We start from the raw sequence: 8,542 nt of genomic DNA, 5'->3' as shown, positions 1-8,542 counted from the left end.
GCCCCGATCATCCTGAAGCCGCTGCGCCGGGTCCTGTACTGGGGCGACGCCGACCAGCCCCTCGACTTCACCGCCAAGGACGACGTCGCCCGCTACACCGCCGCGGCGGCCCTCGACGCCGAGAGCCCGCGTATCCTGCGGATCGCCGGGGACGTGGTCACGCCGCGCGACCTCGCGGCGATGATGAGCGCGCTGACCGGCGCGCGATTCGGAACCTGGCGCGCCGGGGGGCTCGGCCGCCTGTCCCGGATCATCCGGATCGTCCGGCGGCTGACGCCCCCGAGCGACGCGGTGTTTCCGGTCTGGCAGGGCCTTCAGTACCTGCGCGACATGGCGAGCGGCCTCGGCCAATTGCGCCCCCTCGACAACGACCGCTACGGGGCGCGGCCCTGGACGAGCGCCCGGCAGGTCGTGAGCGGCGAAGGCTGATACGATTCGCGGTTGACGGCTTCGGTCTGCCGAGGCGCGACATGCTCCCTCTCCTGGAAGGAGGGGGTGGGGGTGAGGTGTAGTCCATCTCCGAAAGGTCACACACGTCACCCTGTCCCTCTCCCGAAGGAGAGGAGACCCGCGCCAGAACCCCGAACGATTCAACCGGAAATCGTATGACGCGGGACGTCGCCCTCGACGCATCGCGAGGCTGATCGTCGGGGTTTGCCCGGCGCGGTCGAAGGCTTTGGCGTCAATACCCCTTGGCGGCGATCGCCTCGCGCCAGTTCACCGCCCGGCGGGCCATGCCGATGTGCTGGCGCTCGTACATGCGGCCCTCGATCTTGATCGCGCCGCGCTTGGCGTTCTCCTCGCGGTCGAAGGCCTCGATGACGAGGCGGGCGCGGCGGACCTCCTCGTCGGAGGGGGCAAAGCAGGTGTTGGCGGGCTCGAGTTGGTTGGGGTGGATCAGCGTCTTGCCGTCGAAGCCGAGGTCGCGGGCCTGCTGGCACTCGGCCCGGCATCCGGCCACGTCCTCGATGTCGTTCCAGACGCCGTCGAGGATGGTGAGGCCCTCGGCGCGGGCGGCCGCGAGGGTGAACATCATCCAGGGCAGCATCGGCACGCGGCCGGGGACGAGCTGGGCCCAGGTGTCCTTGGCCAGATCGTTGGTGCCCAGCACGAAGCAGGTCAGGCGGGTGCGCCGGTCGCGGCGCGCCTTGGCGATCTCCTGGATGTTCAGGATCGCGGCCGGGGTCTCGATCATCGCCCAGACGGCGATGCTCTCGGGGGCGTCGAGGGCCTCGAGATGGTTGGCGATGCTCTCCAGCACGGCCGGCGAGGACACCTTCGGCATCAGGATCGCGTCGGGCCGCGCTTCGATCGCCGCCTTCAGGTCGGCCTCGCCCCAGGGCGTCTGGGGGGCGTTGACGCGGATGATGATCTCGCGTTCGCCGTAGCCGCCGCCCTTCACGGCGGCGCAGACCTGCTCGCGGGCGATCTCCTTGGCGTCGGGCGCCACCGCGTCCTCCAGGTCGAGGATCAGGGAATCCGCCGTCAGGGTCTTGGCCTTGTCGAGGGCCCTCTGGTTCGAACCGGGCATATAGAGCACGCTACGGCGCAGGCGGAGGTCGGACATGTCGCGTTCCCGTGGTTTTCGCTGAAGCTTAGTGCAACACGCCCGCGCGGACACCCCGACACGGACGGAATGCCGTGGCATTCCAGCGATTCTGTTGCAATGCACGCGAACCCGGTGCGGGGCCGCTAACCGCCGGCGGGGACGCGGAGGAACGGGTCCCGGATCGGAGACGGATGAGCGAGCCCTATGAGGTCATCCCGGAGGGTGTCCGCTTCGCCCTGCGGCTGACGCCGAGGGCGAATCGCGACGGGCTGGACGGCCTGGTGGCGGATGCCGAGGGGCGCGTCGCCCTGCAGGTTCGGGTAGCCGCGCCGCCCGTCGAGGGCGCCGCCAACGCGGCGCTGATCGCCTATCTGGCCAAGGCCCTGAAGCTGCGCCGGTCCGACGTGCGGATCGTCTCCGGTGAGACGGCCCGACTCAAGATCGTGGTCCTGTCGGGCGAGGGTCCGGCGCTCGCCGCGCGGCTGGCCGCGTGGACGAAGGGGGCCGCCCTGCGCCGCTGAGCGGGCTGCGGGTCAGTGGCGCAGCGGGGCGGTCAGGCTGAAGATCACCGTGTAGTCGGGGTTCTCGACCACCGGGTCCTCGGGCGAGAGCTGGTACGCGCCGGGATCGGCCGGCTCGATGGCTTCGAGGATCGGCACCATCGTGAAGGGCGCCGCGCCGTCGAAGGGCCGGATGGTGATGCCGGCCTCGGGATCGACCGTCTCGACCCGGCCGAAGACCTGTTCGCGCCGGATCAGGGTTCCGTCGTGGTCGAGATAGGTGACGCCGACGAAGAGGGTCGCGCCCAGCAATTGATGGGCGAACCCGTCGTCCCACTCGATGCCGGAATCGTCCTGTCCGAGGTCGCTCATGCGGACAGGGATGGCGAAAAAGCGAGCCCTCGGCAAGCGGCCTCTCGGCCCGGCCGGCCTTCAGAACAGACGGCTGCCGTTCGGCACGGCCTCGTCGGGGCGGAACAGCACCACGGCGCCGTTCGCGTCGGCGAAGCCGAGAGTCAGCACCTCGGACAGGAACTTGCCGATCTGGCGCGGCGGGAAATTGACCACGGCGGCGACCTGCCGGCCTGGCAGGCCCTCGGCCTTGTAATGCTCGGTGATCTGCGCGCTCGAGCGCTTGGTGCCGATCGCCGGCCCGAAATCGATGACGAGCTTCAGGGCGGGCTTGCGCGCCTCCGGGAAGGGCTCGGCCGACACCACCGTGCCGATGCGGATGTCCACCGCCAGGAAGGCGTCGAAGTCGATGGCCGGGGCGGCCGGCGCATCGGGGACGTGGGTGACGTGCATGGGCGTTCAGGCCGTGCGGAGCTGGCGGCGCTTGCCGGCGGACGAGACCTGCATCAGCGCGACCATGACCAGGATGGTGCCGAGATAGACCAGCACCTGCATGGCGCTCGGCCGGTCGGTGTAGCCCACCAGGGCGTGGAGCACGCGCCCGACCAGGCTGTCCTCGCGCAGGATCGCGGAGGTGTTCCAGAGCGGCCGGTCGAGCACGGTGATCAGGCCCGCATTGGTCAGGAACTGCGCGGCCTGGGCCGCGAGCCCCGCCGCCAGCAGGACGATGAGCCCGCTCGTCACCGAGAAGACGTAGCGGGTCGGGATCGCCGCGAGGCCGAAATAGCTCACCGAGGAGGTGGCCGCGCCGACGGCGACGCCGGCGAGCGCCCCGAACTGGATGTCCGGCCCCGAGGTGCCGGAGGCCACGAGGCCGTAGAGGAACAGCACGAGCTCGGCGCCCTCGCGCAGGATCGCGGCGCCGACGACGAGGGCGAGGCCCGCGGCCGTGCTCTGGCCGGTGCGCACCGCCTCGCCGGCCGCGCGCAATTCGCCCGCGAGCTCGCGCCCGTGCTTGGCCATCCAGGTGTTGTGCCAGATCAGCATCAGCACGGCGACGATCAGCACGCCGGCGTTGAGGATCTCCTGGCCCGCGCCCTCGAAGGCGTCGGATATCTTTTCGGCGAACAGTGCCACCAGGGCGGCACCCGCGAGGCCGCCGAGGACGCCGAGGCCGATCCAGCGGCCCCGTCCGGCGATGCCGCGGGTGGCGGCCAGCACGATGCCGATGATGAGGCCCGCTTCGATGACCTCGCGGAAGGCGATGACGAAGGCTCCGATCATGCGGAGGATTCCTTTTTCACGTTCACGGGCGCAGCCGGGTTCGCGGCGCGCCCTACCAGATCCAGAACAGCAGCACCCAGCCGAAGACCGAGAGGGCGCAGGCGGCGGCGATGCCGAGGGTCGCGCCCGCGCGGCGCAGGCCCCGCGCCGAGAGGCCGGCCACCGACCAGGCGAGCCAGACACTCCACAGGCTTGTGCCGAGGAGCAGCGCGGCCCGCATCTCCGAGACGTAGGGGATGAGGATGCCGTCGCCGCGCAGGAAGGTGACGGTCAGCGCCGAGAGGCCGAGGAAGACGCCGCAGCCCGCCACCGGGATCAGCGTCTGGGTGAGGTGGTGGAAGCGGGCCCGGGACCATCCGAGCGCAAGGGTCGCGAGGGCCACGAGGCCCGAGAGGGAGAGGCCTAGGACGATCGCGGCGGCGGCGATGTAGCCGAGCAGCAGCCCGCCATCGAGGAGGCTGAGTACGTCGTTGTGCTCGGGGTAGTTCGTCAGGATGTACCACGGCAGCGTGGTCTCGAGGGGCCAGGTCGTGCCGCGCTCGATCAGCCAGGTCGCCAGCGCCTGCTTGACGTCGATGAACCAGGGGCTCGACGACCACTGGAAGGCACCGACGGCCAGGCCCATCATGCCGAACAGGATCAGCATGGTCTGATCGAGGCTCGGCTCGGTGCCGGCCACATGAACGATCTCGTGGGTGGGCGAGCGCCGGGCGAGGCGCACGGCGCCGCGATAGCCCGAGCAGCGCCCGCACATGTGGCAGGCGCCCGCGCCGTTCATGGTCTTCACCGGCACCAGCGGCGCGCAGTTGAACGCGTCGCCGCGGGGTTTGGGCGAGGCCGCCCACGCGGCGTGATCGACCTGGAAGCTCACCGGTGCGAGCTTGGCGAGCACCGCGAAGACACCGTTGACGGGGCAGAGATAGCGGCACCAGACCCGCTTGTTGCGGCCGTAGAGCAGCCCGACGAGGATCGCCGCCACGGTGGAGCCGCCGAGCACCGCCAGCACCGGCTTCGGATAGCCGTAGACGCTGACCATCTGGCCGTAGACCGTGGTGCCGGCGAAGGCCACGAAGGGCCAGCCGCCCCAGGTGATCCAGCGCGGCACGGCGCGGCCGAGGCTCCAGCGGCTGGCGAATTCGGTCAGCGCGCCCTCGGGGCAGAGGATGCCGCACCAGGCCCGGCCGACCACCACCATGCTGACCAGGACGAAGGGCCACCAGATCCCCCAGAAGGCGAACTGGGCGAAGACGGTCAGGTTGTTCCACAGGTGCGCGCTGCGGTCGGGCAGCGGCAGGAAGGCCGGCACCGCGACGAGCACGAGATAGACGGCGACCACGCCCCACTGGATGGAGCGGATCGTGCCGCCATGGCGCTGCATCCACTGCCCGAGATCGGCGAGCTTCGCGTCGATCCAGGCATCGCGGGCATCACGCGGCGTGCGGCCGTCCCGCGGCGTGCGGCCGCCGCGCGGCGCGGGAACGGCGTGCGGCTTGAGGGACGTCGAAACTGCCATTCCGGTTGGGTTCGCCAGGGTTATCGAGGCCGCTTCACTTCGCCACCAGGGTGGCCTTGGAATTGGGGTGGAAGTCGTCGAACACGTCGTAGGTGCCCGGATCGACGGTGCGGAAGACGATGGAGGAGGTCGCCCCCGCGGCAAGCGCCTTCTCGCGCTTCAGCTCCACGCTCTCGAACTCCACCGGGCTGGTGCCCGTGTTGGTGATCTCGAGCTTGAAGCGCGCGTTGGCCGGCACCTCGATGACGTTCGGGGTGATGGTCCCGTCCTTCATCTCGACCTTGATGACCGGCAGTTCCTCGGCGCGAGCGGGCGCCCCGATGGCGGCGAGGCCGGCCGCCAGGGCGGCGGCGGGTAGCAGATGGCGGGGGAAGGCCATGGCCTCAGTAAGCCCCCTTCTTGCCGATGCCCGCGAAGGTGAAGTCCTGGATCACCTCGAAGGGCTTGAACCACTCGGCGACGCCGGTCTCCTTGTCGACGTGGCGGCCGAAATGCCCGTGCGCCCCGGGGGGCGCGACCGTGATCTTCAGGCGGTAGCGCCCGGGACCGGACAGCTTGACGTTGTCCCCGTAATGCGGCCCGTCATTGGCGACCATCGGCATCAGGCCGCCGCTGACCTTCGGTCCGGTGGCGGCCTCGCCTTCGAGCTTGGTGATCTCGAAGCTGACCGAGAGGGCCGGCACCCAGTCGCCCTCGGCGAAGCCGTTGCGATTCTCCTTGGTGGCCCGGATGTCGGCCTCCAGGTGGATGTCGGACGCGGCCGCCGCGCGCATCATGTCCGGCGGGTCCATCTCGATCGGCTGCAGGTACACGGCGGCGATCTCCAGCCCGCTCTGGATGGTCGGCGGCCCGATCGGCGTCTCCTTGGCCTGGGCCGCGCTCCCGAGGGAGACGGTGCCGGTCAACAGGAGGGCCAGGGCGAGGGAGGAGCGGAGATTCTTGCGCATCGTGGCTAGCGCGTAGACCAGACGATTACACAAGCAAAGAGGCTTTTTCGTCACGTTTCTGAATAAGAACAATTCCAAACTGATGATCTACCTGCGCCGACAAGTACATCCGCCCTATTGTCCGGAGCTTTGCCTTGACGGGTGCGGGAAAACGCCCCGCTGTTTCGGTATCGATACGCTTCGGCGTCCGATTCCGTCTCACGCCGGCGTGTATGCGCGGGTCCGCTTATCCAGAGGCATCCTGCCCGCCGGGGCGAAGGTCCGGCGCGTGAGGCCGGGATAGGCCAGCGCCTGACTGATCCCGCGACCGGCCAGCAGAATCAGGAACGAAAGCCACAGGCCCCCGTTGCCGAGGCCCGCCGCGTGGGCGGCCAGGAGGGCGACGCCGTAGAGGGCGGTCGCGACGAGCATCAGGTTGCGCATCGCCCGCGTCCAGGTGGCGCCGATATAGATGCCGTCGAAGGCGAAGGGCACGGCCGCCATCAGCGGCGCGAGAGCCGCCGGCAGCAGGTAGAGCCGGGCCATGGCGCGCACCTCCGGGCTCGTCGTCACCGCGTCGATGAAAGCGTTGCCGGCAAGCAGAAACCCGCCCGCGATGGCGCCCCCGAAGGCCAGGCACCAGAGCAGGCTCAAGCGCGCGGCCCGGCGGAACCGGGCCTCGTCCCGGGCGCCCACCGCCTGCCCGCACAGGGTTTCGGCGGCGGTGGCGAAGCCGTCGAGGAAGAAGCCGCCGATCATGAAGAGATTCCACAGCACGGCGTTGGCCGCCAGCACCACGTCGCCGGAGCGGGCGCCGAGCGCCGAGAACAGGGTGATGCAGCCGACGAGCAGCAGGGTCCGGATCATGACGTTGGCGTTGACGCTGATCATCCGGGCGAGCGCCAGGGGATCACGCACCACCCGGAAGGGCACCGCGAAGGGCCGCGAGCCGAGCCGTGCCAGGAGCCCGAGCCCGAGCACCGCGCCGGCCGCCTCGGCGATCAGGGTGGCGAGCCCGGCGCCGGCGACGCTCATGTCCGCCAAGAGAACGAAGACGAGGGTGAGGACGATGTTGGTGAGGTTGATGGCGACCTGCAGGATCAGCCCGAGATCGGTCCGCCCGCGCCCCAGCACGGAGCCGAGGATGGCGTAGTTCGCGAGGGTGAAGGGCGCGGCGAAGATGCGGATGTGGAAATAGGCCGCCAGCGCGGCGATCACGGCCGGGCTCGCGCCGCTCAAGGCGAAGGCGGCCCGGCCGATCGGGCCCTGCAGCAGTACGATGACCACTCCGACGACCAGCGCCGCCGCAAGCGCGCGGGCCAGCGTCCGGTCGACCTCCGCCGCGTCGCGTGCACCCACCGCCTGGGCGGTGAGGCCGGCGGTGGCCATCCGCAGTGAGCCGAACGACCAGAAGATCGCGTCGAAGATCACGGCGCCCAGCGCCATCGCCCCGAGGAGTGCGGCGTCGCCGAGCCGGCCGATCACGGTGGCGCCGACGAAGCCGAGGAGCGGCGTCGTCACGTTGGCGAGGGTCATCGGCAGCGCGAGCGCGAGGACGCGCCGGCTCGTGGCCGGGCCGGTCGAGGGCGTCATGGGTCGGCTTTCGAGGCGTGGATCAGGCGCGTTCAGTGGCAGCCGCAGCCGCTTCCGCAGCTGCCGCCACCCTCGCTCTGGGCGGCGGCCGCTTTCGCGGCCCGGCGTACCGGATCACGGCTCAGGCCGCGCTCCTCCAGCTCGGACAGGTAGGTGGCCCAGCGGTTTCGGTACTCGCGTCCGAGGTCGTAGAGGTAGCCCCAGCCGTAGAGGCCGGTATCGTGCATGTCGTCGAAGGTCAGCTTGACCGCGTAGTTGCCGATGGGCTCGACCTTGAGGATGGCCACGTCGCGCTTGGCCCCGATCACCTTGCGCTCGGAGGGCGAGTGGCCCTGCACCTCGGCGGAGGGGCTCGACACCCGGAGGTACTCCGCCGGCAGGGCGAAGCGGCCGCCATCCTCGAATGCGACGTGGAGGGTGCGCTTGTCGCCCGAGAGACGGATCTCGGTGGGCCAGCGCTCGGGGGCGGCGGATGCCGCGTGCGGATCGACAGCCTGTTGCGTCATGGTGACTTCCTTCCGGCCGCGTCGGCCGTGTGGATCGCATGAGACCTGCCTTGCATGGCCCCCGCGCCCGACGCAAACTTGCCCGCGACCGCGCAAGACCTCATATGACGTTTCATGTTAGGTTCGTCACGCGACCGCGCCAACGTTTCCGCACCCCAACAGAGCACAGAAACCCGCATGTGGGGTCCCCGCGCCACCGACGATGCCGCCCCGGTGGCTCCCGCGCCGCTGATCGACCCGTTCCAGCGGGCGATCACCTACCTGCGCATCTCCGTGACCGATCGCTGCGACCTGCGTTGCGTCTACTGCATGTCCGACGA

The 8,542-nt window shown here is 70.2% G+C and carries 10 protein-coding genes and 2 pseudogenes; 3 read left to right on the top strand and 9 right to left on the bottom strand.

Annotated features, from left to right (window positions below; translation table 11 throughout):
* Positions 1-429 (top strand): annotated as a pseudogene (locus K2X24_RS04830) (NmrA family protein); the annotation flags it as partial.
* Positions 430-682: 253 nt separating this feature from the next.
* Here K2X24_RS04830 and K2X24_RS04825 read toward each other — a convergent pair.
* The gene (locus K2X24_RS04825; protein WP_292495220.1) at positions 683-1,567 is read right to left on the bottom strand and encodes a CoA ester lyase; all 885 of its coding nucleotides are present in this window, start codon (positions 1,565-1,567) and stop codon (positions 683-685) included.
* A 173-nt stretch (positions 1,568-1,740) separates the two neighbouring features.
* On the opposite strand from K2X24_RS04825, the gene K2X24_RS04820 reads away from it, so the two are divergent.
* Positions 1,741-2,070 (top strand): DUF167 domain-containing protein, encoded by a 330-nt coding sequence (locus tag K2X24_RS04820; RefSeq protein ID WP_292495218.1) that lies wholly within the window; start codon positions 1,741-1,743, stop codon positions 2,068-2,070.
* A 12-nt stretch (positions 2,071-2,082) separates the two neighbouring features.
* Here K2X24_RS04820 and K2X24_RS04815 read toward each other — a convergent pair whose 3' ends face one another.
* From K2X24_RS04815 to K2X24_RS04780, 8 genes are all read right to left on the bottom strand, one after another.
* Positions 2,083-2,421, bottom strand: coding sequence for a hypothetical protein (locus K2X24_RS04815; protein ID WP_292495216.1), 339 nt, complete (start codon positions 2,419-2,421; stop codon positions 2,083-2,085).
* Between the two features lie 60 nt (positions 2,422-2,481).
* Entirely contained in the window at positions 2,482-2,853 is a 372-nt protein-coding gene (locus tag K2X24_RS04810) for a tRNA-binding protein (RefSeq protein ID WP_292495214.1), read from the bottom strand.
* A gap of 6 nt (positions 2,854-2,859) precedes the next feature.
* The gene (locus K2X24_RS04805) at positions 2,860-3,684 is read right to left on the bottom strand and encodes an FTR1 family protein (RefSeq protein ID WP_292495212.1); all 825 of its coding nucleotides are present in this window, start codon (positions 3,682-3,684) and stop codon (positions 2,860-2,862) included.
* A 52-nt stretch (positions 3,685-3,736) separates the two neighbouring features.
* The gene (locus K2X24_RS04800) at positions 3,737-5,197 is read right to left on the bottom strand and encodes a 4Fe-4S binding protein (RefSeq protein ID WP_292495210.1); all 1,461 of its coding nucleotides are present in this window, start codon (positions 5,195-5,197) and stop codon (positions 3,737-3,739) included.
* Between the two features lie 34 nt (positions 5,198-5,231).
* Positions 5,232-5,576 (bottom strand): cupredoxin domain-containing protein, encoded by a 345-nt coding sequence (locus K2X24_RS04795; protein ID WP_292495208.1) that lies wholly within the window; start codon positions 5,574-5,576, stop codon positions 5,232-5,234.
* Positions 5,577-5,580: 4 nt separating this feature from the next.
* The gene (locus K2X24_RS04790; RefSeq protein WP_292495206.1) at positions 5,581-6,144 is read right to left on the bottom strand and encodes an iron transporter; all 564 of its coding nucleotides are present in this window, start codon (positions 6,142-6,144) and stop codon (positions 5,581-5,583) included.
* Positions 6,145-6,342: 198 nt separating this feature from the next.
* Positions 6,343-7,716 carry an MATE family efflux transporter gene (locus K2X24_RS04785; protein WP_292495205.1) on the bottom strand — a complete coding sequence of 458 codons (1,374 nt, stop codon included), beginning with the start codon at positions 7,714-7,716 and terminating at the stop codon, positions 6,343-6,345.
* Between the two features lie 32 nt (positions 7,717-7,748).
* Positions 7,749-8,222, bottom strand: coding sequence for a DUF971 domain-containing protein (locus K2X24_RS04780; RefSeq protein ID WP_292495202.1), 474 nt, complete (start codon positions 8,220-8,222; stop codon positions 7,749-7,751).
* A 177-nt stretch (positions 8,223-8,399) separates the two neighbouring features.
* Between K2X24_RS04780 and K2X24_RS04775 the strand changes: the two are divergent.
* Positions 8,400-8,542: pseudogene (locus K2X24_RS04775) on the top strand (GTP 3',8-cyclase MoaA); the annotation flags it as partial.

Source organism: Methylobacterium sp. (genome assembly GCF_019750675.1).
GTDB lineage: Bacteria > Pseudomonadota > Alphaproteobacteria > Rhizobiales > Beijerinckiaceae > Methylobacterium.
This window is presented reverse-complemented; position numbering and strand designations above follow the sequence as displayed.

Bases quoted from the DNA above. Each gene is read 5' to 3' on its own strand.
- K2X24_RS04810 (WP_292495214.1), bottom strand. From the start codon at position 2,853: ATGCACGTCACCCACGTCCCCGATGCGCCGGCCGCCCCGGCCATCGAC.
- K2X24_RS04825 (WP_292495220.1), bottom strand. From the start codon at position 1,567: ATGTCCGACCTCCGCCTGCGCCGTAGCGTGCTCTATATGCCCGGTTCG.
- K2X24_RS04785 (WP_292495205.1), bottom strand. From the start codon at position 7,716: ATGACGCCCTCGACCGGCCCGGCCACGAGCCGGCGCGTCCTCGCGCTC.
- K2X24_RS04800 (WP_292495210.1), bottom strand. From the start codon at position 5,197: ATGGCAGTTTCGACGTCCCTCAAGCCGCACGCCGTTCCCGCGCCGCGC.
- K2X24_RS04780 (WP_292495202.1), bottom strand. From the start codon at position 8,222: ATGACGCAACAGGCTGTCGATCCGCACGCGGCATCCGCCGCCCCCGAG.
- K2X24_RS04805 (WP_292495212.1), bottom strand. From the start codon at position 3,684: ATGATCGGAGCCTTCGTCATCGCCTTCCGCGAGGTCATCGAAGCGGGC.
- K2X24_RS04820 (WP_292495218.1), top strand. From the start codon at position 1,741: ATGAGCGAGCCCTATGAGGTCATCCCGGAGGGTGTCCGCTTCGCCCTG.
- K2X24_RS04815 (WP_292495216.1), bottom strand. From the start codon at position 2,421: ATGAGCGACCTCGGACAGGACGATTCCGGCATCGAGTGGGACGACGGG.
- K2X24_RS04795 (WP_292495208.1), bottom strand. From the start codon at position 5,576: ATGGCCTTCCCCCGCCATCTGCTACCCGCCGCCGCCCTGGCGGCCGGC.
- K2X24_RS04790 (WP_292495206.1), bottom strand. From the start codon at position 6,144: ATGCGCAAGAATCTCCGCTCCTCCCTCGCCCTGGCCCTCCTGTTGACC.